The organism is Halomonas sp. 328 (assembly GCF_015645095.1).
In the GTDB taxonomy this organism is placed as follows: domain Bacteria; phylum Pseudomonadota; class Gammaproteobacteria; order Pseudomonadales; family Halomonadaceae; genus Bisbaumannia.
Genome location: NZ_JADOTW010000033.1, coordinates 15,044 through 38,999 on the forward strand (window position 1 = coordinate 15,044; position 23,956 = coordinate 38,999).

The window sequence follows — 23,956 nt, forward strand, 5'->3', positions numbered from 1 at the left end:
GCGCCTCAGGCGCCTGTAAATGAAAGACCAACCGAAGAGAGAGACACGCCATGACCGTCAGCTATCACCACAGCAATGCCCGCATGAGCCAGATCACCGTGCACAACGGCACCGTCTACCTGGCTGGCCAGGTGCCCAGCGACGCCTCCGCCGAGATGCGCGGCCAGACCGAGCAGGTGCTGACCCGCATCGACGAGCTGCTGGCCGAGGCCGGCACCTCCAAGCAGCACCTGATCAGCGCCCAGATCTGGGTCACCAGCATGGCCGAGTTCGATGCCATGAACGCCGCCTGGGACGCCTGGGTGGTGCCGGGACGCCCGCCGGTCCGCGCCGCGGTGGAGGCCAAGCTGGCCAAGCCCGAGTGGAAGGTGGAGATCATGGTCACCGCCGCTCTGCCGGAGGCCTGAGATGCGCATCATCAGCGCCGAGGAGGTCGCCCGGGCCCTGGACTGGCAGGCCCTGGTGGCGCGCCTCGGCAAGACCTTCGTCCAGGGGGTGGAGGCGCCGCCGCGCCACCACCACGCCATGCATCGCCCCGATGGCGAGGCCACCATGCTGCTGATGCCGGCCTGGGAGGCCGCCGGCTATATCGGCGTCAAGATGGTCAATGTCTTCCCGCAGAACGCCGAGCACGGCCTGCCGGCCATCGCCGGGGTCTACCTGCTCAGCGAGGGCCAGCACGGCCGGCCCCTGGCCTGCCTCGACGGCAGCGAGCTGACCCGCCGGCGCACCGCCGCCGCCTCGGCCCTGGCGGCCCAGGCCCTGGCCCGGGACGATGCCGAGAGCCTGCTGGTGGTAGGGACCGGCAAGCTGGCGCCCATGGTCATCGAGGCCCATGCCGCGGTGCGCCCCATCAAGCGGGTACGGGTCTGGGGACGCAATGTCGACAAGGCCCGGGCCATCGCCGCCGACTACGCCGAGCGTTTCGATAGCGCCGCCGTGGAGGATCTCGAAGCGGCCTGCCGGGAGGCGGATATCGTCAGCTGCGTGACCCTCTCCAGCGAGCCGCTGATTCGCGGCGCCTGGCTCGCCCCGGGCAGCCACCTGGACCTGATCGGCGCCTTCCGTCCCAGCATGCGCGAGACCGATGCCGACTGCCTGGCGCGCAGCGAGGTCTACGTGGACACCTACGCCGGGGCCAAGGGCGAGGCGGGGGACATCCTCCAGGCCATCGACGAGGGGGCCTTCGCCTTCGAGGCCATCCGCGGCGAGCTGGCCGAGCTGTTGCGCGGCGACGCGCCCGGACGTTCCTCGCCCGAGGCGATCACCCTCTTCAAGTCGGTGGGGGCGTCGCTGGAGGACCTGGCGGCGGCCATCGAGGTGTGGGAGCGACAGGAGGGCGGGGCATGAGCCCGGGCGTCGGGACGGGCTTCCTCTGGCACGAGCGCTGCTTCTGGCACGACGCCGGGGCCATCGGGGTCTTCTCGGCCCCGGGGGAATTCCTGCAGCCCCAGCCCGCCTCGGAGAGCCCCGAGAGCAAGCGCCGCCTGAAGAACCTGCTGGAGGTCTCCGGGCTGATCGACGAACTGGTGGTGCGCAAGGCCCCGCCCGCCGATCGCCAGGCCCTGGAGCGCTTCCACACCGCCGCCTACCTGGATGCGCTGGAGGCGGGGGACGCGGCCCGGGGCGGCGATGGGGGCGATTGCGCCCCCTATACCCCCGGCAGCCTGGCCGCGGCGCGCCAGTCGGCGGGCCTGGCCATGGCCGCCGTGGAAGCGGTGGCCCGGGGCGAGCTGGCCAACGCCTATGCCCTGTGCCGCCCGCCGGGCCACCATGCCGAGGCGGATCGCGGCCGCGGCTTCTGCCTGCTGGGCAATATCCCCATCGCCGTGCATCAGGCCCGCGCCACGGGGCGCCTGGGGCGGGTGGCCATCCTCGACTGGGATGTCCACCACGGCAACGGCCAGCAGTCGGCCTTCTACGCGGACCCCGAGACCCTGACGGTTTCGATTCACCAGGCCGCCAACTACCCGCTGGACAGTGGCGCCTTCGAGGAGCGCGGCGACGGGGCGGGGTGGGGCGCCAACCTCAACCTGCCGCTGCCGCCGGGCTCGGGCCTGGGCGCCTACGACCATGCCATGCGCGAGCTGGTGCTGCCGGCCCTGGAGGCCTTCGCCCCGGCGCTGATCGTCGTCGCCTGCGGCTATGACGCCGGCGCCAAGGATCCGCTGGGCAAGATGCTGCTCAACAGCGCCGCCTTCGCGGCCATGACCGCCCAGGTCAAGGCCCTGGCCGAGCGGGTCTGTGGCGGACGCCTGGTGATGATCCACGAGGGCGGTTACTCGGAAGGTTATGTGCCGCTGTGCGGCCATGCGGTGATCCAGACCCTGGCCGGCAGCCGCATCGCCGTGCCCGACCCCCAGAACGACGAGATCGCCGCCTGGGGCTACCAGGCCCTGCAACCCCACCAGCGCGACCTGATCGACGGCTGGCGGCGTAGGCTCGAAGGAGAGGCACGATGACGACCCCGCTTTATGACCGGGATGGTGGCACTTGTCAGCGGCTCGACGGCCGGCGCCGTCTCCCGGACCCTCTGAAGGAGAGGCCCTATGACGACCCCGCTTTATGATAGGGACGGTTGGCTCTGGCTCGACGGCGACTGGCTGCCGTGGCGGGAGGCCCAGACCCATCTGCTGACCCATAGCCTGCACTACGGCATGGGCTGCTTCGAGGGGGTGCGCGCCTACGCCGGCGCCGGCGGACCCCAGCTGTTCCGGGTGGCGGAGCATACCCGGCGGCTGCTGGATAGCGCCCATGCCCTGGATATACCGTTATCTTGCGACGCCGACGCGCTGATCCAGGCCCAGCGCCAGTGCCTGGCCAAGAACGGCCTGACCAACGCCTACCTCAAGCCCACCGTCTTCCTGGGTGCCGAAGGGCTGGGGCTGCGCGCCAAGGGGCTCTCCAGTCATGTGATGATCGCCGCCTGGGACCTGGGCGACTATATCTCGCCCCAGGCGGCGCGCGTCGGGTTGCGCGCCCTGACCTCCTCCTGGGCTCGCCACCACGTCAATATCAGCCTGTGTCGGGCCAAGACCAACGGTCACTACGTCAACGCCATGCTGGCCCTCAATACCGCGGTGAAGGCGGGCTTCGACGAGACCATCATGCTCGACCCGGAAGGCTATGTGGCGGAGGCCTCGGCGGCCAATGTCTTCCTGCTCCGCGACGGGGTGCTGCACACCCCGGAGGTGACCTCCTGCCTGCAGGGGATCACCCGCGACAGCGTGATTCGCCTGGCCCGGGAGGTGCTGGGGGTGGAGGTGCGCGAGCGGCGCATCACCCGCGACGAGCTCTACCTGGCCGACGAGGCCTTCCTCACCGGCACCGCCGCCGAGCTGCTGCCGCTGCGCGAGCTGGACGGGCGCCATATCGGTGCCCGGGCCGGGGCGCCGGCGGTGGGCCAGCCCATCGCCGACGACTCCCTGACCGCCCGCCTGCAGGCACTCTACCGGCGGGTGACCCGGGGCGAGCTCGACCCGGAGCTGAGCGCCTTTCGCGACTGGCTGACGCCGGTGTAAGACGGGCTCGAGGCCGCCCCGCCCAGCAGAGTCGCCACGACTCTGGCATCATCTCCCTCAGAGAGTGTCAGGGAGAGACGGCATGCGGGTAATCAGGCGCCTGGCCTGGGGGCTGGCCGCCCTGGCCCTGAGCGGTTGCGCCGGGGTCAAGGTGGGTACCTTGAGCCCCCAGGACTATTTCGCCCTGCAACGCGGCGATGTGCTCAGCACCGGCGAGTTCAGCGCCGTGGCCCGGGCCGCGCTGCAGGTGGTGGGCCTGGACGAGCGCGGCTGCCGGGGCGATGTCGCCGCTTGCCGGGCCCGGGTGGCGGACTCCATCGGCCTGGATGAGGAGCAGCGGCTCTCCACCCTGGCGGAGCTCTGGCTCTGGCAGGCCCTGGAGCAGGAGGCCGCTGACCCCGAGGCGAGCTTCGGGGCCTACCTGGAGAGCGCCCGTCACGCCTACGGCTACCTCTTCCTGACCGAACGGGCCCCAGGGGCCCGGGCCCTGGAGGATCGCCAGTTCCAGGTCCGCGACTTCTATAACTATGCCACCCAGCAGGCGGTGGCCCGGCTCTTCGATGACTACCGGGCCGGGCTGCCCGAGTTCGCCGTCGATGCCGAGCTGATCCCCGCCAGGGCGGAGGAGCTGTGGCTGGAACGGGCCGGCTGGCGCCTGGGGATCGACATGGATAGCGTGCGCCTGCCGGGCCAGCAGGCGCTGCCCCAGGGGCTGGTGCCGGCGGCCTCGCTGACCTTCTCCGGGCTGCGTAACCGCTATCGCCGCGATGGCCTGGGGGCCGAGCTGGTGGTGGTGGGCGACGAGTGGGTACATCATCGCTCGGGCTCGTCGCGCTCCTTTACCGAGTCGCCGTTCCCGGCCATCACGGCCCTGCTGCGCTTCCCGGGGGACGACCTGGAGGCCCTGCTGGCCAGCAACGAGGTGCATGTGGAGGCCTATGACCCCTACCGCTGGCGGCGGGTCACCCTGGCCGGCGAGAGCGTGCCCCTGGCCGGTAACTTCACCTCCGGCTATGGGCTCTGGCTGGCTCGTTCGGGGTTCGCCCGGGAGGCGCTGCGCACCCTGATCGGTCGTGGCCAGGGCCTGGAGGAGCCGCATCTCTACCTGATGCAGCCCTACGATCCCGAGCGGCGGGTGGTGGTGATGCTGCATGGCCTGGCCAGCAGCCCCGAGGCGTGGATCAACCTGGCCAACGAGGTACTCGGTGACGAGATCCTGCGCCGCCATTACCAGCTGTGGCAGGTCTATTACCCCACCAGTGCCCCCATCGCCTTCAACCATCGGGCGATTCGCGAGACCCTCGAGGCGACCCTGGCCCACTTCGACCCCTCCGGCCAGGCGCAGGCGAGCCGCGAGATGGTGGTGGTGGGCCACAGCATGGGCGGGGTGCTGGCGCGGCTGCTGGTGTCCGAGGGAGGCGAGTCGTTATGGCAGGGCGTCGAACGGGCCTATGACCTGGATGCCGAGGCGCGCGAGGAACTGCGCCCGCGACTCGCGCCCTATGTGGACTTCACGCCCATGGAGGCCATCACCCGGGCGGTCTTTATCGCCGCTCCCCATCGCGGCACGCCCTTCGCCGAGGGGCGCCTGTCCCGCGGCGTGGCGGCCCTGGTGCGCCTGCCGGCGGTGGCCGCCACCCGGGTTGCCGAGGTGGCCCAGCTGATGCTGGCGCCCGAGGCCACGCCGCCGGAGTCGCTGGCCCGCTCGATGAACAGCATTCGTGGGCTGAGCTATCGGGACCCCTTTATGCGCCTCAGCGCCCATCTTCCCATCGGAGAGGCGGTGCGCTACCACTCGATCATCGCCAACGCGACCCCCGAACGGCCCCTGGTGCGCAGCAACGATGGCGTGGTGCCCTACCTCAGCGCCCATCTGCCGGGGGCCGACTCGGAGCGGGTGATCGCCAGCGGCCACAGCGTCCAGGAGACGCCGGAGGCGGCCCTGGAAATTCGTCGTATCCTGCATCGCCATCTGGACGCGCCTCGCCGGGAGGCGCAATGAAAAAGGTCACGATAATGGTGTTATCGGTGTGCGTGTCGCTGTTGATCCTGCTGGGTACCCTCTGGGGCAGCCTGGCACTGGCCTATCAATGGCCGCTGCCCGGGCCGCGCCTGGCGGCGGTGGCCTGGTGCCTGGTCGGCCTGGGCGCCCTCTGGTGGCTATGGCACGGGGGACCGCGGTGGGGCTGGGCGGGCTACGGCCTGCTCTGGGTGCTGCTGCTCGGCTGGTGGCTGAGCCTGGCGCCCTCCAACGACCGGGACTGGGCCCCGGACGTGGCGCAGATGCTCTCCGGCGAGGTCGACGGGGACCGTTTGATCCTTCACCAGGTGCGTGACTTCCGCTGGCAGGATCGTGAAGCGGGCGAGCCCCGCTGGGAGAGCCGGGAGTACGACCTGTCGCGGCTTGCCTCGGTGGACCTGCTGATCGCCAACTGGGGGCTGCCGCTGATCTCCCATGTGATGGTGACCTTCGGCTTCGACGACGGCGACTTTCTCACCTTCTCGGTGGAGATCCGTCGCGAGCGCCACGAGGCCTTCTCGTCCCTGGCCGGCTTCTTCAAGCAGTACGAGCTGAGCATCGTCGCCGCCGCGGAGCGCGACCTGGTGGGCGTGCGCACCAACCATCGTGGCGAACGGGTCAGCCTCTACCGGATCGAGATGTCGCCCCGGGCCCGGCGCGACCTGCTGCTCTCCTATGTGGCGGAGGCCAATGCCCTGCACGAGACGCCGCGCTTCTACCACACCATCACCGCCAACTGCACCACCATCGTCTACGCCATGATGCGGCGCATCGTCGACGGCCTGCCCATGGACTACCGACTGCTGTTGACCGGGCGCCTGGCGGACTATGTGCATGCGGTGGCCGGCCTGATGCCAGGCTACTCCCTGGCGGAGCTCAAGGCCCGCGCCGACATCACCGAAGCGGCCCGCGCCGCCGGCGACGGTCCCGACTTCTCCCGACGTATCCGCCAGGGCGTGCCGGGGTGGGAATAACCCAAAAAAAGGTTTTTCGCACTCTGGCGTGAATCCTATTGTGGGAGCGCGGATTCCGCGCGATATCGCCCGTAGGGCGATCAAAAAAAACGCCGCCGACTCCCGTCGGTGGCGTAGTGATCCGAGCCCTCCCTGGGCACCCTCCCGGTGCCGACCTTCCCTACGGGGCCTCCTGGCCCCTCGCATCCCTGGCGTGGCGCTTGGCAGTGTCCCTTGCCGCCATTTCACTCTAGTCGGCTTAGATGACAATGGCATAACGATGTCATTAACGGTTGATGACGGCCAGTTTGCGGATATGGCCTAGCGTAGGGCCCGCTCCAGGATCGCGAGCCGCCCCGGCGCCAGGGCGTCCTCCACCGCGGTGATGCGCAGAATATGCCCCAGGGCCGGATGGCCAGGCCGGGCGATCAGCCGACCCGCCTCCAGCAGCTGGCGGTTGACGTCGTCGGCGAGCTCGGCACTGGCCAGGCGGATGCCGATAAAGTTGGTGGCGCTCGGCAGTACCTCGGCGCCGAGGGCGCGGAAATGCGCACTGAGCCGCTCCCGACGCGCCTTGACCGCGGCGATATGGGTGCGTACCTCCTCGGGGTGGTCCAGCACCACCTCGGCGGCGGCCTGGCTCAGGGTCGAGACTGCATAGTGGATGCGCACCTTCATCAGCATGGCCAGGGTCTCGGCCTCGGCGATGGCATAGCCGACCCGCAGCCCCGCCAGGCCGTGGGCCTTGGAGAGGGTGCGCAGGCGCACCACCCCGGGTAGCGCCTGGTTGAGCTCGGGCGCCTCGGCATCGTCGCGGAAGTCGTGGTAGGCCTCGTCGAGCAGCAGCCAGCAGTCGTCGGGCAGGCGCTGGCGCAGGGCGCGGATGGCGTCGTCATCGTGGAGGTGACCGCTGGGATTGTCCGGGTTGGCCAGGTAGACCAGCCGCGCCCGGGACTCGTGGGCCGCCGCGATCAGCGCTTCCAGGTTCGGGGCCAGCACGCCCGGCGCCTCGTGGTAGGGCACCTCATGCAGATTGAGCCCCTGGCCCTGGGCGAAGTAGCCGAAGGTGGGGTAGGTGCCGGCGGTGGTCACCACCGTTTCACCGGGGCTCACCAGGCCGCGCAGCGCCAGGGCGATCAGGCTATCGGCACCGGCATCCACCAGCAGCTGCTCCAGCGGCACGCCATGCTGCTCGGAGAGGCGTTGGCGGATGCCCAGGGCCTCCGCATCGCCGTAGCAGTAGACGTGCTCCGCCAGGGCATCGCCGAAGTGCTCGCGCAGCGCCCGGTGGGGCATGTCGAGCCCCTCGTTGGAGCCCAGGCGGTGGGGAATCTCCCGGCCCAGGCGGCGTTCCAGGACCTTGATGCCGGGGAAGGGGTTGGTCGGGCCGGAACCCGTCAGATGCTTGGGAAAGCGGGGCATAGCTCAGCCTTGTTGCCAATGACAGCGATGGCCCCATGGTGCCATAACCGGGCGGGGATGGGGGCCACAACACCAGTGGCAACCCACACCGTGGGAGCGCGGATTCCGCGCGATATCGCCCGAAGGGCGATCCTGATTGCCACCAAGGGCGACTGCGTCGCCCAATCGTTCGGCAAAGCCAAACTCCCACAACACCAGTGGCCACCGGGGCTACCGTGGGAGCGCGGATTTCGACGGTCCGACGCTTCGGCGATATCGCCCGAAGGGCGATCTGGGGTCGGCGGCAGTGGGATTCTAGGACTCCAGCGAGGCCAGCAGCCCGCGCAGCAGGGAGAGCTCCTTGCGGTTGGGTTGGGCGCGGGCGAACAGCGCCTGCAGGTGCTGTTCGGTGCGGGCATGGGGCTGGGTGATAAAGCCGCTGGCCTGCATCACCCGGGCGAGATGGTCATGGAAATGGGCGAGCTCCTCGCGGCTTGGCTGGCGCTCCTGGGTGGGGCGCTGGGGGAGATAGCCGCTTTCCGGGCGCTGGCGCCACGCCTTGAAGACCTCATAGGCCAGCACCTGCACCGCCTGGGAGAGGTTCAGGATGCCGTAGTCCGGGTTGGCGGGAATGCTCACCTGATGGCTGCAGCAGCGGATCTCGTCGTTGGTCAGCCCGAAGCGCTCGCGGCCGAAGACCAGCGCCACCGGGTCGTGCTCGGCCTGGCTGACCAGGTCGCGGGCCATGGCATCCGGCTCGTCGTAGTGGGGCAGCGGCTGGTTGCGCAGTCGGGCACTGGCGCCCACCACCTGCACGCAGTCCGTGACCGCCGCCTCCAGGGAGTCCACCACCCGGGCGGACTCGACGATATCCTCGGCGCCGGCGGCCAGGCGGCTCGCCTCCGGGTCGGGAAACTGGCGGGGATTGACCAGCACCAGGTCCGTCAGCCCCATGGTCTTCATGGCCCGGGCCGAGGCACCGATATTGCCGGGATGGTAGGTCTGGACGAGGACGACGCGAATATTGGCGAGCATGGCAAAGCGGCCCTGGTGATCAAAAACAGGCGGCAAAGTTTAGCACGGTGGGAGGGAAGGGCGGGCGCCTGCCCCCAGGGCGACTTCGTCGCCCAATCGCCGAAGCGTCGGACCGTCGGAGAGCCAAGCTCCCACATTAACCACCAGTGGCCACTTAAGTTCTTCTGGGACCGCGGCTAAAGCCAGCGCCTACGGGGCGGGGGGCGCCAGCCGGGTCAGGCTGGCGGGGGCCAGGGGCGGGCGGTCGCGGTGTTCGCCGAGCGGCCGGCCTTCCAGGGCGGTGAGCAGGATCTGCAGGGGGTCGCCGTGGCTGACCAGCAGCAATGTCTGGTCGGCGTGGCGGCGTTCCAGTTCGTCGATCACCGCGGTGAGGCGCTTGGCCACCTGGGCGACGCTCTCCACCCCGGCGTGGCGATGCTCGGGGTCCCGGGCGTCCCGGGCCCAGACCTCGGCGTAGTGGCCGTCGTCCTTGCCCTCGAAGGCGGCGAAGTAGCGCTCCCGCAGCCCCGGATGCGGGGTCAGCGCCAGGCCGAAGTGATCGGCCAGGCGCTGGGCGGTCTGGGTGGTGCGCATGAAGTCGGAGTGGTAGATGGCGTCCGGGGCCGGGCCCTGCCAGGCGTCGAGGCAGGCCGCCAGTTGGGCCTCGCCGCGGGCCGAGAGGCCGTAGCCGGCGACCCCGCGGACGGGGTCGCTGACGATGAGGCCCGCGGCATTGGCCTGGCTATGGCCGTGGCGCATCAAGAGGTAGCGATTGGCGAGTGGCATGGATAACTCCTAGATCAGGCGCTTGCGGATCTGCACCACCAGCAGCTCGATCAGCAGCACCACGGCGAAGATGGTCAGCAGGGCGGTGGCCACCTTGGGCCACTGGAAGAGGTTCATGGCGTCGTTGAGCACCACGCCGATGCCCCCGGCACCCACCAGGCCCAACACCGCCGACTCGCGGACATTGATGTCCCAACGGAACAGCACCACGCTGTAGAAGGCCGGCTTGGCCTGGGGCCAGTAGGCCTTGAGCAGCACCGCCAGGGGCGAGGCGCCGGTGGCGCGCAGCGCCTCCACGGTGCCCATGTTGACCTCCTCCAATGCCTCGGAGAAGAGCTTGCCGACGAAGCCCACCGAGCGCAAGGCCACCGCCAGCACCCCGGCCAGCACCCCGGGGCCGAACACCGCCACGAAGAGCAGCGCCCAGACCAGGGAGTTCACCGAGCGCGAGGCCACCAGGAAGAACTTGGCGACCCAGTTGAGCCAGGCGGAGGGGGTGATGTTGCGGGCGTTGAGCAGCGCCAGGGGCACCGCCAGCAGCAGGCTCAGCAGGGTGCCCAGGGTGGCGATATGCAGGGTCTCGAGCATGGCGCCATGGATGCTGGCCGGGTAGGCGGCCACGTCGAGGGGCCACATACGCCGGAACATGTCCGCCATCTGCTGGGGGGCGTCGTAGAGGAACTCGGGGATGATCTCCACGGTGCGCAGCGAGGCGACGAAGGCGGCCAGCACCACCACATAGACCATGTAGCGGCCGGTGCGCTCCAGGAGAGTGAAGCGCTGCCAGCGGCGCGGGGCTCGGGAGTTAGTGATGGATGCGCTCATTGGAAGACCCTCCGCACGGCGTTGGACAGTGCCTCACCCACCAGGATCAGGGCGATGATGGTGATCAGGATGGCGGTGACGAAGTCGTAGTCGAAGCGCTGGAAGGCCGAGAAGAGGGTGCCCCCCAGGCCGCCGGCGCCGACGATGCCGACCATGGTGGAATTCCGCAGGTTGGAATCGAGCTGGTACATCGAGAAGCCGATAAAGCGCGAGAAGACCTGGGGCAGCACCCCGAAGAGGATGATGCTGGCGAAGCCGGCGCCGGTGGCGCGGATCGCCTCCACCTGCTTCAGCGAGATCTCCTCGATGGCCTCGGCGAACAGCTTGGCGATGAAACCGATGGAGGCCACGATCAGCGTCAGGATGCCGGCCAGGGCGCCGAAGCCCACCGCCTTGACGAAGAGGATGGCGATGATCACCGGGTGGAAGGTGCGGCACAGGGCGATAAACACCCGCATCGGCGCGCTGACGATATTGGGCATCAGGTTGCGGGCGGCCAGCAGGCCCACGAACAGCGAGATCACGATGCCCACCACGCTGGCGATGATGGCGATCTGCAGGCTCTCGATCAGGTCGCTCAGCAGCAGCTCCCAGCGGCCGAAGTCGGGGGGAAAGAGCCGCCCCAGCAGGTTGCTGCCCTGTTCCATGCCGACCAGGAAACGCGCCCAGGTCAGATCCAGGGTGGTGACCGCATAGACCAGGTAGAGGAGGAGGCCGGCCCAGAGGGCGCGGCTGCCCCAGCTGGGACGGAAGGGGTGGGCGCGCTCGGGGTCGCGGCGGTAGCTCAGCTCAGCCATGATTCCCCCCCGTAGATGCGCTTGAGGTGGTCGTCGGTGATGCCGTCCGGGGCGCCGTCATAGACCACCTCGCCGCCGCTCATGCCGATCATGCGCCTGGCGAAGCGCCGCGCCAGGTTGACGTCGTGGATATTGACCAGGGTGGGGATGCCCTTGTCGTTGGCCAGGGTGGTCAGCAGTTCCATGATCTCCACCGAGGTCTTGGGGTCGAGCGACGAGGTGGGCTCGTCGGCCAGCAGCACCACCGGGGCCTGCATCAGCGCCCGGGCGATGCCGACCCGCTGGCGCTGGCCGCCGGAGAGGGCATCGGCGCGCTGCTTGGCGAAGTCGCCCAGGCCGACGAAGTCGAGCAGGTCGAAGGCGCGCTGGATGTCCTCGGGGGAGAACTGGCGTCGCCAGGCCTTCCAGGCGGACATGTAGCCGAGGCGCCCGGTCAGCACGTTCTCCAGCACCGTGAGGCGCTCCACCAGGTTGTACTCCTGGAACACCATGCCCACCTGGCGGCGCAGCTCGCGCAGCGGGCGGCCCTGGACGGCGGCCACGTCGTCGCCGCGGAACAGGATGCTGCCGCCGGAGGGCTTGATCAGGCGGTTGATGCAGCGCAAGAGGGTGCTCTTGCCGGTGCCGGAGGGGCCGATGATGGCCACGATGCCGGGCTCGTCGATGGTGATATTGATGTCGCGCAGGATCGGCTTGTCGGCCACGTAGGCGTGGTGCAGGCCGCGGATCACGAGATCGCTCATGGGGGCTTCCTTCGGGCAAGGCGGGGCCGTCAGGCGGCCGGATCGGCCGCCTGGTCGGTCAGGATGGGGTTCGACTTACTGGCGCGCCGCGGCGGCCTCGCGCTCGGCCAGCTGCTGCAGGCCGCGCTCGGTGTAGGCGGTGCCGGTGGCGTGGGCGATATCGCGGATCACCTGCCAGTCCTCCTGGTAGGTGATGGGGTAGAAGCGATCGGCGCCGTCGAAGGTCTCGACCATCTCGTCGGTGAAGCGGTAGCTGAAGAAGGCCTCCTCGATCTGCGCCACCAGGTCCGGGTGCAGGTCGTGGGCATAGCCGAAGGCGGAGGTGGGGAAGCGGTCGCTGGTGTAGATGATGCGGAAGTCGTCGGCGTCGACGCGGCCCGCCTCCACCATGCGGTCGAAGACGTCGGAGGCCACCGGGGCGGCGTCGTAGTCGCCGGAGAGCACGCCCATCACCGACTGGTCGTGCTTGCCGGAGTAGACCACCTGGTAATCCTCGTCCGGGGTCAGCCCCAGGCCGGGGAAGAGCGCCCGGGGCGCCAGGTTGCCGGAGTTGGAGGAGACCGAGGTGTGGGCCACGGTGCGTCCCTGGAGGTCGTACATCGACTCGATATCGCTGTCGGCGCGGACGATGGTGATCAGGTTATAGCCCTGGAACTGGTCCTCGTAGCCCTTCACGGCGATGGGCACGTAGCCGGCCAGGTTCACCGCATAGCCGGTGGGGCCGGTGGAGAAGCCGGCGATATGCAGGCGCCCGGAGCGCATCGCCTCCACCTGGGCGGAGTTGGAATGGACGCTGTAGTAGACCACGCGCTTGCCGGTGGCCTCGGAGAGGTGCTGCTGGAAGTCGGCGAAGGCGTCCTGATAGACGGCGGGATCCTCCACCGGGGTATAGGTGAAGACCAGGGTGCTGGGGTCGCGCCAGCGGCTCTCGTCGGTGGGCGTATCGGCGACCATGTCGTGGTTGTCGTCGCAGTAGATATCGTCCAGGGCGCCGCGGTGGCCGCACTCATCGGCGAGGGTGGGGGTGGCGACGGCCAGCAGCAGGGCGCCGGAGCAGGCGAGGGCGAGCGGAGTTCGGGTCATCATGATGTGACATCCTTGAGCATGGCGTTATTGATGTTGTTGTTGCCCGCCGCGGGGACGGGCAGGACCACCTCGTGTGGCTGTCCTTTCCTAAGCAAGGGGAGTGCCAACTTGGGGTATATCGCCCCGGGATGCCCCAGGGCAGGGCCTCGTCGCCGTCCGGCCGGTGTCATCCACACGCTCATTGGGACAACAATGACCCAAAGGCCGGGGCGTCCGGGTCACGGCTGGGACATCGGCGCCTTGCCATCGCGAAAGGCGGCCTTGTCGAGGCCATGCTTCTTCATCTTGCGGTAGAGGGTCTTGCGGGACATGCCCAGGGCCTCGGCGGCCAGGCCCACCTGGCCCTGGTGGCCGGCCAGGGCGTCGCGGATCAGCTCGCACTCGAAGGCCTCCAGGCGGCTCTCGTGGTCCGCCGCGGTGGTGTCGTCGTCCCCGGCGTCCACTGACAGATTCAACCCCTCGCCCACCAGGCCGAGCACGAAGCGGTCGGCGGTATTGCGCAGCTCGCGCACATTGCCCGGCCAGGGGTGGCCGAGCAGTTGCTGGCGCTGGCTCGGCCCCAGGCCGGGCAGGGGGCGGGCGAAGCGCTCGGCGGCCTCGCGGCAGTAGTAGTCGAAGAGCAGCAGGATATCCTCGCCGCGCTCGCGCAGCGGCGGCAGGCGCAGGCTAGCCACATTGAGCCGGTAGTAGAGGTCGTGGCGGAACTGCCCCTGGTCGCTGAGGGCCTGGAGGTCCGCCTTGCTGGCCGCCACCACGCGGATATCGATGGGAATCGGCTGGGTGCCGCCGAGGCGTTCCAGGCAGCGTTCCTGGAGGACCCGCAGCAGGCGGATCTGGGCGGCCAGGGGCATCGACTCGATCTCGTCGAGGAAGAGGGTGCCACCCTGGGCGGCTTCCAGCTTGCCGATGCGCCGCTGGGTGGCGCCGGTGAAGGCCCCGGCCTCGTGGCCGAAGAGCTCGCTCTCGATCAGCGACTCCGGCATGGCGCCGCAGTTGATGGCCATGAAGCGCTGGTCGCGCCGCGGGCTCGCCTCGTGGAGGGCCCGGGCCAGCACGTCCTTGCCGCTGCCGGTCTCGCCATAGACCAGGGTGTCGATATCGGCGCCGGCCAGCACCAGCAACTGCTCGCGCAGCTTCACCATGGCCGGCGAGTCACCCAGCAACTGTTGGGCCAGGCAGGCCTCGGCGTCGCCCTGGGGGGCGGCGTCGCGGTGGGCCAGGGCCCACTGGCGGTGGCGCTGGGCCTGGCGCAGGCGCTCGAGCAGGGTCTCCGGGGCCACCGGCTTCTCGAGGAAGTCCACCGCCCCCTCGCGCATCGCCTGGGTGGCCAGGGGAATGTCGCCATGGCCGCTCATCAGCAGCACCGGCAGCTCGGGGTCGAGGGCCTGCAGCTCGGCGAGCAGTGCCAGCCCATCCCGGCCGGGCAGGCGCAGGTCGCTGAGCACGATGCCCGCGGGATCGGCCCGCAGGGCGTCGGCCACGCCCTCGGCACTGGCGAAGGCCTGGGTGGTGAAGCCCTCCAGCTCGAGCATCTCGCCGAGGGTCTCCAGCACGCAGGGGTCGTCATCGATGATCAGCACGCGTATCGGCATGGTCGCTTCTTGTCGTCGGTGGAGTCGGGGCGCTGGCGGCCGGCAGCCACAGCTCGAAACGGGTCCCCTCGGGCCCGGTCTCGGCGAGGCGGATGCGGCCGCCGAAGTCCTGCATGATGTTGTAACTGATCGACAGCCCCAGGCCCAGGCCCTTGCCCTCGGCCTTGGTGGTGAAGTAGGGGTCGAAGATATGCTCGCGGCGCTCGGCGGGGATGCCCTCGCCGTTGTCGGTGACGCTGATCACTACCCAGGCCGGGTCGGGGGCCTTGGCCCAGCGCACCGTGATCTGGGGCGACGCCTGGCGCTGGGTGGCATCCAGGGCATTGGTCAGCAAATTGACCAGTACCTGTTCCAGGCGGATCGGTTCGGCCAGGGCCCAGAGTTCGGGCGCGCCGCTCAGTTGCGGGCGACAATGGCCGGAGCGGGTCTGGGCCAGCTCCACCGCCGCGGTGACCACCGGCGCCACCATCACCGGGCCGATCCGGCTGTCGCTCTTGCGGGCGAAGCCGCGCAGGTGGCGGGTGATGCCGGCGGTCTTGTCGAGCAGCGCCGCCAGGCGCTCGAGCCCCGGCAGGGCGCGCTGGGGTTCGCCGCGCTCCAGCCAGCGGCCCAGGCTGTGCACCTGATGGCGCATGGCCGCCAAGGGCTGGTTGATCTCGTGGGTGATGGCCACGCTGAGCTGACCGAGGGCGGCCAGCTTGCCGGCCTGGATCAGCTCCTCCTGGGCCAGGCGCAGGCGTCGCTCGGCCTGCAATCGCTCCTCGGTGGCCTGGGCCAGGGCGCGTCGCGAGCGCTCCGCCTGCTGGGCGGTCTGCTGGAAGTGGCGCAGGTCCCGGGCCATGGCCGCCACCTCGTCGCGCCCCTTGATCACCACCTCGGTCTCCAGCTGGCCGCTGGCCAGGGTGCGCATATTGCTCTGCAGGCGCTGCAGGCGGCGCAGGATATTGCGCCGCACATAGAACCAGGAGATGGCCGCCGCCAGCAGCAGGCTGAGCAGCGACAGCCCGAAGGTGGCGGTGCTGGCGCGGGCCACCGCCTGGCTGGCCCGCTCGATGTCCTGGCCGATGTGGCGGTGGACCCGCCCGGTGTAGTGGGAGATCTGCGCCGCCAGTTGCTGGATATGCCGCTGGCTGTTGGTGACCAGGTAGCTCTCCTGGTAGCGCAGGTCGAGCTCGTCGTTCTTCAGCGCGAACAGCTCGCCCTCCCGGGAGGCCAGCACCAGCAGGCGGGCCAGGGCCGCTTCGGCCTCGGCGGGTAGGGCCGGGCTGGCGGCCAGCTCGCGGCGAATCGCCTCGCCGAGGGCCTCCAGGCGCAGGAAGGTGTAGTCCAGCTCGTTGAAGCTGGCATCGGTGTAGAGCTTCTCGGCCAGGGCCGCCAGCGAATTGAGGTGCAGGCGCAGCGCCGCCCAGTCGCCGCCGGCCGGGTCGCCCAGGGCCTCATCCACCCGCAGGTAGAGCGGATGCAGCTCCAGGCGCTGCTGGTGGGCCTGCCAGTCGAGGCGCTCGCGGCGGTCCACGTTGCGATGCAGCAGGCCGATGCTGTAGCGGATCTGGTCGCTGATCTCGACGAAGTAGCGGTTGTAGTCCGGCAGATGGCCGACCCACTGCTGCATCTCGTCCAGGGTCTCGTCGAGGCGCTCGCGGGTCTGGGCCCGGGCATAGTTGGAATCGCCGTCGGCCAGTTGCGGCACCCGGGCGGTGAGCTGCTGGGTCAGCTCGTTGAGGCGCGCCGAGGCGTAGAGCACCTCGATGCTCTCGGCGCGGATCCCCTCCAGGCGGGCCTCCAACTGCTGGCTGCTGCGAAAGGCCAGTCCCGCCGCCAGCAGCGTCATCGCCGCCACCAGGCCCAGCGCCAGGGCCAGGCGGGCGCTGATGCTGTCGGGAAGCAGGGTGCGAACCAAGCGCTTGTACAAGGCGGACATCCTTGGCCGAGGGACGGCCCCTCAGGATGTCATGACCCGTCGCCGGAGCGATTGCGACCTTGGTCGAAGATGGGTGGGCGGTGCTGGAACAGCATGAATTGCCGGAACAGCTCCGCTTGGCTGCCGATATTGAGCTTGGCGTAGAGACGCTTGCGGTGGTTCTTGACGGTGCCGGGGGTGATGCCGAGCTCGGTGGCGATCTCCGGGCCGGTATGGCCGCGCAGGATCAGCCAGGCGACCTGGCGCTCCCGCTCGCTGAGTACCTCCTGGCCGAAGCTGTGCAGCAGGCTGGGGGATTCGTCCGGGGTGGGCAGGTGCAGGCTGCTGGCCAGCCAGAACTGGCGGATCAGCGCCTCGAGCAGCGGGTAGAGGTAGTCGAGGGTGGCCAGCAGCTCGCCCTGGCTGGGCGTGTGATTGCGGCGATAGAAACCGAAGGAGAGCGACAGGCAATCGCCGTCGTCCAGAGGGAAGAAGGCCGCCGCCTCGTCATAGAGGCCCAGGTCGCGATAGTAGGTGGCGTAGTAGTCGCTGTGGCGAAAGCCCGCCGGGGCCAGCTCGTCGAGGCTGGCCAGGCCGCCGCACTGCTCGGCCTGCCAGTGGCGGTAGCAGGGGTCGAGCAGGTACATGCGTTCCACATAGGGGTGCAGCACCCGGCGCTCCAGGTCGGCACTCAGGTTATGGGCCAGCACCGTGGGGCGCCCAGCCGCGGCGAAATGGAAGACCACATGGCTGATGCCCGGGAAATAGGCCTCCAGGGCCTGGCCCAGGCCGCTCAGGAACTCCGGGGAGCGGACCTGGTCCGCCAGCCGGGCCATGGGGACCAGGCTGGCGGGGGCCAGGTTGGTGGGGGACGGGGGAGGGGCCGACACCATGGCGGGGCAGTGACTCCGTCAGAGGGTAAGGTGATCGAAGGCGACGATCTGGCGCCGCTCCCGAGAGAACTCCACGCCGACCAGGTGGATCGGCTTGCCGGCGGCGCGGTACTTGTCGGCGTAGCCGCGCTCCTGGAGCTGTTGCAGCGCCTTGCCCTCCGGTACCTGCTCCACCACCTTGAATTCGAACAGGTAGATATGCCCGGCGAAATCGACGCTCATGTCCACCTTGCCGGTATGGCTGGCGTCCTCCACGGTCACGTTCAGGCCCAGGGCGGCGAAGTGACTGTAGAAGACGCTCGCATAATGTCCCTCATAGCGGGCGATGGGGTTGTTGCGGTACCAGTCATGGGGCAGGCCGGCGTAGAGCGCCTTGAGGTGGGCTTCCAGGCCGTCGAGATCATGGGCGCGAAGATGGGTGAAGAGCGTCTTGCGCTCCCGGGGGCCGTTCTCGACGCCGAGCACCGGCAACAGCGCCCGGTTAAGGCTGGCCCCCACTGCCTGGTTGGGAAGGCCCAGGGTAATCAGGCGGTAGCTTCGTATGGGCTCCTCGATTGCCTTCACCGTCAGGTAGCCGGTCTGGAACAGCAGCCCCTCGGTGGCGATATCGTCCACGTCGAAGCGGCCCAGCAACTCGGGCTCGGTTTCCCACTGGTCGAGTGACGGCGTATAGAGCCCACGCTGCCTGAGGATCTCGACCAGGAAGGTGGGCGTGGCGCTCTCGAACCAGTAGGGGCTGAACTGGCGCTTCTGCAGCAGCAACAAGATATCGAAGGGGTTGTAAACCGAGGGCACCCCCTGGCCGCCCCAGCGGTAGCCGTTATACCAGTGGCGTATCTGCTGGCGGTCGAGGCCGGGTAGCTCCGGGGCGAAAACGCGATCCAGGTCCTCATCGGTATAGCCGCACAGGGTGGCATAGGGTGCATCCAGGGTAATGTCGTTCAGGTTGTTGAGCCCCGAAAAGAGGCTCACCTTGCTGAACTTGGACACGCCAGTCAGCAGCACGAACTGCAGGTGCGGGTCGGCATCCTTGAGCACGCTATAGAGGTTCTTGAGCCCTTCGCGCAGCTCCCGGGCCCGCTCCTGGTCGAGGATACTGTCGAGGATCGGCTTGTCATACTCGTCCACCAGTACCACCACCCGCTGGCCGAAGTGCTGATGGGCCTCGCGAATCAGCCCCGAAAACTCCCCGGCGATATCGGTCTGGCGCCCCGGTGGCATGCCCAACTGCTGGCGCTGCACGAAAAGCTGGTCGCGGATGCGTGCATCCAGCGCCTCGCGGCTGCTCAGCACGCCATCGGCGAAGCTCAGGCGGATCACCGGGTGGGTGGTCTGCCAGTCCCACTTGTCGTGGATATAGAGGCCTTCGAAGAGCGCCTCGCGGCCCTCGAAGAGGCAGCGCAGGGTATCCACCAGCAGGCTCTTGCCGAAGCGCCGCGGCCGCGACAGGAAGTAGTACTTGGTCTCCTCGATCAGGCGGTGGATCAGCGGCGTCTTGTCGACATAGTAGTACCCGCCCTCGCGGATATCCGCGAAGGTCTGAATGCCGATGGGCAGCTTGAGACGACCGGCCTGAGACAAGGAGACCTCCTGAGGTGGGGAAGAGCGATGGGCCTAGCATAGCATGGTGGTATAACCCCCAGGGCACCCACCCCGTCGGAGATTCTATGTTGCCTCACCAGCCGCCACCGCGGTTTCCGTGGGAGCTCGGCTGCGCCGAGCGATTGGCGCCGCCAGGCGCCTTGATCGCCCGCAGGGCGATTTTGGTAGGCCACCAAGGGCGACTTCGTCGCCCAATCGCTCGGGGGACCCAAGCTCCCACAACCCCAGTGGCCACCCAGGCTGCTGTGGAGATAGCCGCCCAACCTACCGTGGGAGATTCTATGTCGCCCTTCAAGCCGCTGCCGCGGTTTTTGTGGGAGCACGGCTATGCCGCGCGATATCGCCCGCAGGGCGATTTTGGTAGGCCCCCAGGGGCGACTTCGTCGCCCAATCGCTCGGGGGACCCAAGCTCCCACAACCCCAGTGGCAACCTCCACCGTGGGAGCGCGGCGGTCCGGCGCTCCGGTTCCGCGCGATGGGCGCCGCAGGCGCCCCTATACACCGCATCACTGTGGCCCACGAATCTCGCCCACCAGGTCGGCGGCGCGGCCGATCAGCTCGGCCTGGTGGGGCTCCAACTGCTGGCCACCCCAGCGGGCGATCTCGTCATTGGCGGGGTCCCGGGCGGCGATCACGCTGCCGGACAAGGCCTGGATCACCGCATGGCCGCAGAAGGGCACATAGCCTTCCGAGTAACCGCCCTCGTGCACCATCACCAGGCGGCCGTTGCAGAGCCGCTCGGCGACGGCGACCAGTTGTGCGGTCATGCGCCCGAAGGCGGCGCTATTGAGCAGCATGCAGCCCAGCGGATCCATGGCGCTGGCATCAAAGCCGCAGGCCACCACGATCAGCTCCGGTTGGAAGCGCTCCAACGCCGGGATCACCACCCGCTCCAGGCAGGCCTGGTAGGCGCCGATGCCGCTGCCGGCGGGCAGGGGCACATTGAGGGTATGGCCGAAGCCCGGCCCCTCGCCGCGCTCCGCCAGGCCGCCGCTGTCCACCGGGTAGTTGCTGTCGTGGTGCAGCGAGATGGCCAGCACCTCGTCGCGCTCCCAGAAGGCCTGCTGGGTGCCGTTGCCGTGGTGGACGTCCCAGTCGAGTACCGCTACCCGCCGGATGGCGTGGCGCGCCATCATGGTCATCACCGCCACCGGGATATTGCCCAGCAGGCAGAAGCCGCGGCCCCGGTCGCGCTCGGCGTGGTGGCCCGGCGGCCGGCACAGGGCATAGGCGTTGTCGCAGTCGCCGCGCAGCACGGCGTCCATGGCGGCGATGGCCTGGCCAGTGGAGCGTTTAGCGATCGCGTAGCTGTCCTTGCGCAGGGGAGCGCACTCGCCGGCATCGCCGAAGCCCTGCTCGCTCAGGGTCGCCAGTCGCTCGAGGTAGGCATGGGTATGGAAGCGCGCCAGGTCGGCCTCCTCGGCGGAGGCGCCCTTGATCGGCACCAGCTCGTCCATCAGCCCGGTCACCTCCAGCAGGTTGCGCAGGCGGCGCTTGGTCTCCGGGTGCTCGGCGGCGGCGGCGGGCTGCACATGGCCGCCGGGCGTGGGAAACACCGAGCAGGGGCCACCGTCATGCCACAGGCAGTGTTCGTGAAAGGCGAAGGCGGTACGGCGCATGGTGAGTCTCCTTATGGGGGGTGTGGTTTAGCCGAGCAGGAAGAACAGGCTGGCGCTGACCCCGGCCGCCAGCAGCACATAGGGCAGCTGGGTCAGGGCGTGCTGCATGGGAGTGATGCCGCAACCCCGGGCGCTGAGCACCGTGGAGTCGCCGAAGAAGCAGGCATGGGAGCCGAAGGCGCCGGCGGAGATCATGGCGCCGAGGGTCAGCGGCAGGGAGGCGTCGGTGGCCAGGGCCAGGGGGATCACGATGGGGAAGGCGATGGCGTAGACGCCCCAGAAGGAGCCGGTGGCGAAGGCCAGCCCCGCCAGCACCAGGAAGGTGATGCCGGGCAGCCAGGCGCCGCGCATCAGCGGCTCCACCCAGCCGATCAGTGTCTCGGTGAGGCCCAGGGACTCGTTCACCGACTGCAGCATAAAGGCGGCGAAGACGATGCCGAGCGGCAGCAGCATCTGCTGGAAGCCGGCCAGCAGCTCGTCGAAGAGACGATTCAGCGGGGCGATATCCTGGGCCACGTAGAGCCCCAGGGTGACCAGCAAGGCGAAGCCCACCCCGATCAGCGCATCGATATCGAACCACCAGGTGGCCAGCAGCAGGGTGGCCACCGGCAGCAGGAAGTTGATCAGCCGCGGCGGACGCCGGGTGCAGGCTTCCTCCTGCTGGGCCAGGGCGTCATCGTCCAGGCGCACCTCGTCGCCACGTTCGGCGGCCTTCATGCGACCCAGTACCGGCACCACCCCCAGGGCCACCAGGATCACCAGAACCAGTGCCACCCAGGGGTAGAAGAGGTAGGGCACCAGGCCGAGGTAATAGGCGAAGCCCTGGCCGGACTCGGCCACCCGGTTGCTCTCCAGCAGGCCGGCCAGGTAGATGGCCCAGGTGGAGAAGGGGATCAGCAGGCAGATGGGCGCCGCCGTGGAGTCGACGATATAGGCCAGCATGGAGCGCGAGATCTTCAGCTTGTCGAAGAGCCGCTTCATGGCCGCCGAGACGGTCATGGCGTTGAGGTAGTCGTCGATAAAGATCAGCGCGCCCAGGCCCGTGCTGCCCAGCATGGCCCCGCGGCGCGTCGTCAGGTAGCGCCCGGCGCTGCGGCTGAAGGCCTCGGTGCCCCGAGCGAACTGCAGCAGGCCGATCAAACTGCCCAACAGGCCGCAGACCAGGATGATCCAGCCCATGGTGGGGTCCTGCATTACCGTGAGGCCGGTGACCGCCATCTCCTGGACGGCGGTGGTGGGGGAGAGCAGGAGAAAGCCGCTCAGGGCCCCGGCCAGCAGCGCCTCCAGGGTGCGCTGGGTGATCAGGGCCATGCTGATGACCACCAGGGTGGGCAGCAGTACATAGGCCCCGTAGTGCCCCTCGGTGGCCAGCCAGTGGCCGCTGAGGCTGGCCACCAAGACCACCGCCAGGAAGATCAAGCCGCGGCGCAGGCCGCTTTCGGCGCGCAGGCCATGCCCACGCGGATGGGAGGTCGCCTTGTCCATTGCGTTCACCTTGTTTTTGTAGATGGCTGTTGTTGAGGTGCGGTGACGCCAGTGGAGCATCCCGGGCGCTGGCCTGGCGATATCCCCAAGGGGATAACCGCGAGGCCCGAGCGCACCGAGGCAGACAAAAAAGGGCCATAACGGCTTAAGAAATCTTGGGTTTTGCCGAAAAGCCAGGGAGCAGCCGGGAGGCGTCGTGTAGAGGCCCCCGGCTCACTAGCGTAGAATTACTAGGCTAGACACAACGGCGGTGCCCCAACGCGAGGGCGCTGCCCTCGGGCTGACGGGCATGAGAATCGTTCCGGAACAATCTCCGGGCGGTAGCGTGCCAGGGAAAACGCATGAGAAACCGATCGACGACGCGCATCGTAGCGCTTTACCAGTAGGAGCTAATGTGGTCATCTAACGCCTTTTTCTCATGGATGACCCGATGCTGACACCGTCCCTTATGCACCATCTATCGATCGTTCCCGACTTCCGCCAGGCCTGGAAAGTGCAGCATCAGCTGTCGGACATCCTGTGCCTGACGGTCTGTGCGGTGATCTGTGGTGCAGAGGGCTGGGACGAAATCGAAGACTTTGGCCACGCGAAGCTCGATTTTCTGCGCCAATACGGTGATTTTGAGGCTGGCGTGCCCAGCCATGACACCTTGGCCAGGGTCATGGCCTTGGTGAATGCCGAGCAACTGCAAAGCGCGTTTGCCGAATGGATGAAGGCCTGCCATGACGTGACGGAAGGCGCGGTAGTGGCCATCGATGGCAAGACGCTGCGCGGATCGTACTGCCGAGGGAAAGGCAAAGGCGCGATCCATATGGTCAGTGCCTTTAGCGCGGCGAATGGTGTGGTACTGGGTCAGGTCAAGACGGCGGAGAAATCCAACGAGATTATGGCGATCCCCGAGCTGCTCAAGCGTCTTAACCTGCAAGGCTGCTTGGTGACCATCGATGCCATGGGGTGCCAGAAGAAGATTGCCACAGAGGTGCTGCAAAAGGGGGCTGATGCCTTCGAGGCTGCGTTTCCCATGGCCAAGGTGGCCAGCTTCACGGGCGACTCCTATGTCACGGATGAGAAGAACCGGGGGCGGCAAGAGACCCGCTACCATATCGTCAGCGAAATCACCGATGAATTTCAGGAGATTAGCTATGAGTGGCCTGGGATGAAAACGGTGGGTGTGGTGATGAGCTTCCGCCAGAAAGGTGACGGTGCGCCGGAGATACCAATGATCCGTTACTACATCAGCTCAGCCGAGCTGAGCGCCCATCAGTTTGCCGAGGCGGCTCGCCAGCATTGGTTTGTCGAGAATAAACTCCACTGGTCTCTGGATGTGGCGCTGCGCGATGATGCCTGCAAAATCCATCGTGCTCAGGCCGCTGAAAATCTCGCCAGGGTGCGTCATATCGCCTTGAATTACCTCAAAGGAGAGAAGCGTTTCAAAGGCGGAATCCGGCGGAAGAAGAAAGCCGCGCTGGATGAGACCTATCTGGCCGACATTCTCGCGGTGTGACAGCTTTCATGCGTTTTCCCGGGTTCGTGGAGAATAAGCTCCATTGGTCGTTAGATGTGGCGCTGCGGGAAGATGCCTGCAAAATCCACCGTGGTCAGGCCGCTGAGAACCTCGCCAGGGTTCGCCATATCGCCTTGAATTACCCCTGCTTATTCATGAGGCCAGCCTGAAAACGAAGATAGCGGATGGTATTCTCTTGAGAAATCAGAACGTTC

The 23,956-nt window shown here is 68.2% G+C and carries 20 protein-coding genes; 7 read left to right on the forward strand and 13 right to left on the reverse strand.

The genetic code is table 11. From position 1 onward, the window contains the following. Window positions 1-50: 50 nt before the first annotated feature. The 6 genes from IHD13_RS15330 (at window position 51) to IHD13_RS15355 (ending at window position 6,515) form a co-directional block, all read left to right on the forward strand. Complete coding sequence (locus IHD13_RS15330; RefSeq protein WP_195861905.1) at window positions 51-407, forward strand: RidA family protein; 357 nt, start codon at window positions 51-53, stop codon at window positions 405-407. Window position 408: 1 nt separating this feature from the next. Continuing rightward, on the forward strand, window positions 409-1,350 hold the full coding sequence (locus IHD13_RS15335) for an ornithine cyclodeaminase family protein (RefSeq protein ID WP_195861906.1): 942 nt from the start codon (window positions 409-411) through the stop codon (window positions 1,348-1,350). Then, window positions 1,347-2,462 carry a class II histone deacetylase gene (locus tag IHD13_RS15340; protein WP_195861907.1) on the forward strand — a complete coding sequence of 372 codons (1,116 nt, stop codon included), beginning with the start codon at window positions 1,347-1,349 and terminating at the stop codon, window positions 2,460-2,462. The genes IHD13_RS15335 and IHD13_RS15340 overlap by 4 nt, the downstream gene beginning before the upstream one ends. An 87-nt stretch (window positions 2,463-2,549) precedes the next feature. Next, window positions 2,550-3,521, forward strand: coding sequence for a branched-chain amino acid transaminase (locus IHD13_RS15345; RefSeq protein ID WP_195861908.1), 972 nt, complete (start codon window positions 2,550-2,552; stop codon window positions 3,519-3,521). 82 nt (window positions 3,522-3,603) lie between these two features. Next, window positions 3,604-5,523, forward strand: a complete 1,920-nt coding sequence (locus IHD13_RS15350) for an alpha/beta fold hydrolase (RefSeq protein WP_195861909.1) — start codon at window positions 3,604-3,606, stop codon at window positions 5,521-5,523. Further along, the gene (locus tag IHD13_RS15355) at window positions 5,520-6,515 is read left to right on the forward strand and encodes an Lnb N-terminal periplasmic domain-containing protein (RefSeq protein ID WP_195861910.1); all 996 of its coding nucleotides are present in this window, start codon (window positions 5,520-5,522) and stop codon (window positions 6,513-6,515) included. Before IHD13_RS15350 ends, IHD13_RS15355 begins: the two co-directional genes overlap by 4 nt. Before the next feature lie 300 nt (window positions 6,516-6,815). On the opposite strand, the gene IHD13_RS15360 is transcribed toward IHD13_RS15355, so the two are convergent. From IHD13_RS15360 to IHD13_RS15420, 13 genes are all read right to left on the reverse strand, one after another. Next, window positions 6,816-7,916: an aminotransferase class I/II-fold pyridoxal phosphate-dependent enzyme gene (locus tag IHD13_RS15360; RefSeq protein ID WP_195861911.1), complete on the reverse strand. Its 1,101-nt coding sequence runs from the start codon at window positions 7,914-7,916 to the stop codon at window positions 6,816-6,818. A gap of 294 nt (window positions 7,917-8,210) precedes the next feature. After that, window positions 8,211-8,930 carry an RNA methyltransferase gene (locus tag IHD13_RS15365; RefSeq protein WP_195861912.1) on the reverse strand — a complete coding sequence of 240 codons (720 nt, stop codon included), beginning with the start codon at window positions 8,928-8,930 and terminating at the stop codon, window positions 8,211-8,213. 189 nt (window positions 8,931-9,119) lie between these two features. Beyond that, entirely contained in the window at window positions 9,120-9,695 is a 576-nt protein-coding gene (locus IHD13_RS15370) for a histidine phosphatase family protein (protein WP_230086360.1), read from the reverse strand. 9 nt (window positions 9,696-9,704) lie between these two features. Then, window positions 9,705-10,520, reverse strand: a complete 816-nt coding sequence (gene phnE, locus IHD13_RS15375) for a phosphonate ABC transporter, permease protein PhnE (protein WP_195861913.1) — start codon at window positions 10,518-10,520, stop codon at window positions 9,705-9,707. Then, a complete protein-coding gene (gene phnE, locus IHD13_RS15380) occupies window positions 10,517-11,317 on the reverse strand; it encodes a phosphonate ABC transporter, permease protein PhnE (protein WP_195861914.1) in 801 nt (266 codons plus the stop codon). Before phnE (IHD13_RS15380) ends, phnE (IHD13_RS15375) begins: the two co-directional genes overlap by 4 nt. Then, on the reverse strand, window positions 11,305-12,060 hold the full coding sequence (gene phnC, locus IHD13_RS15385) for a phosphonate ABC transporter ATP-binding protein (RefSeq protein WP_195861915.1): 756 nt from the start codon (window positions 12,058-12,060) through the stop codon (window positions 11,305-11,307). Before phnC ends, phnE (IHD13_RS15380) begins: the two co-directional genes overlap by 13 nt. 75 nt (window positions 12,061-12,135) lie before the next feature. Then, on the reverse strand, window positions 12,136-13,146 hold the full coding sequence (gene phnD, locus IHD13_RS15390; RefSeq protein ID WP_230086361.1) for a phosphate/phosphite/phosphonate ABC transporter substrate-binding protein: 1,011 nt from the start codon (window positions 13,144-13,146) through the stop codon (window positions 12,136-12,138). A gap of 218 nt (window positions 13,147-13,364) precedes the next feature. Beyond that, window positions 13,365-14,738: a sigma-54-dependent transcriptional regulator gene (locus tag IHD13_RS15395; RefSeq protein WP_195861916.1), complete on the reverse strand. Its 1,374-nt coding sequence runs from the start codon at window positions 14,736-14,738 to the stop codon at window positions 13,365-13,367. After that, entirely contained in the window at window positions 14,710-16,650 is a 1,941-nt protein-coding gene (locus IHD13_RS15400) for a sensor histidine kinase (RefSeq protein ID WP_195861917.1), read from the reverse strand. The genes IHD13_RS15395 and IHD13_RS15400 overlap by 29 nt, the downstream gene beginning before the upstream one ends. Before the next feature lie 38 nt (window positions 16,651-16,688). Beyond that, complete coding sequence (locus IHD13_RS15405; RefSeq protein WP_195861918.1) at window positions 16,689-17,531, reverse strand: helix-turn-helix domain-containing protein; 843 nt, start codon at window positions 17,529-17,531, stop codon at window positions 16,689-16,691. Between the two features lie 18 nt (window positions 17,532-17,549). Beyond that, window positions 17,550-19,112, reverse strand: coding sequence for an ATP-binding protein (locus tag IHD13_RS15410; RefSeq protein WP_195861919.1), 1,563 nt, complete (start codon window positions 19,110-19,112; stop codon window positions 17,550-17,552). Window positions 19,113-19,639: 527 nt separating this feature from the next. Then, entirely contained in the window at window positions 19,640-20,752 is a 1,113-nt protein-coding gene (locus IHD13_RS15415; protein ID WP_195861920.1) for a class II histone deacetylase, read from the reverse strand. A 27-nt stretch (window positions 20,753-20,779) separates the two neighbouring features. Beyond that, window positions 20,780-22,237 (reverse strand): Na+/H+ antiporter NhaC family protein, encoded by a 1,458-nt coding sequence (locus tag IHD13_RS15420; RefSeq protein ID WP_195861921.1) that lies wholly within the window; start codon window positions 22,235-22,237, stop codon window positions 20,780-20,782. A 430-nt stretch (window positions 22,238-22,667) separates the two neighbouring features. Between IHD13_RS15420 and IHD13_RS15425 the strand changes: the two genes are divergently transcribed. Then, window positions 22,668-23,741, forward strand: coding sequence for an ISAs1 family transposase (locus IHD13_RS15425; protein ID WP_195861922.1), 1,074 nt, complete (start codon window positions 22,668-22,670; stop codon window positions 23,739-23,741). Window positions 23,742-23,956 lie beyond the last annotated feature (215 nt).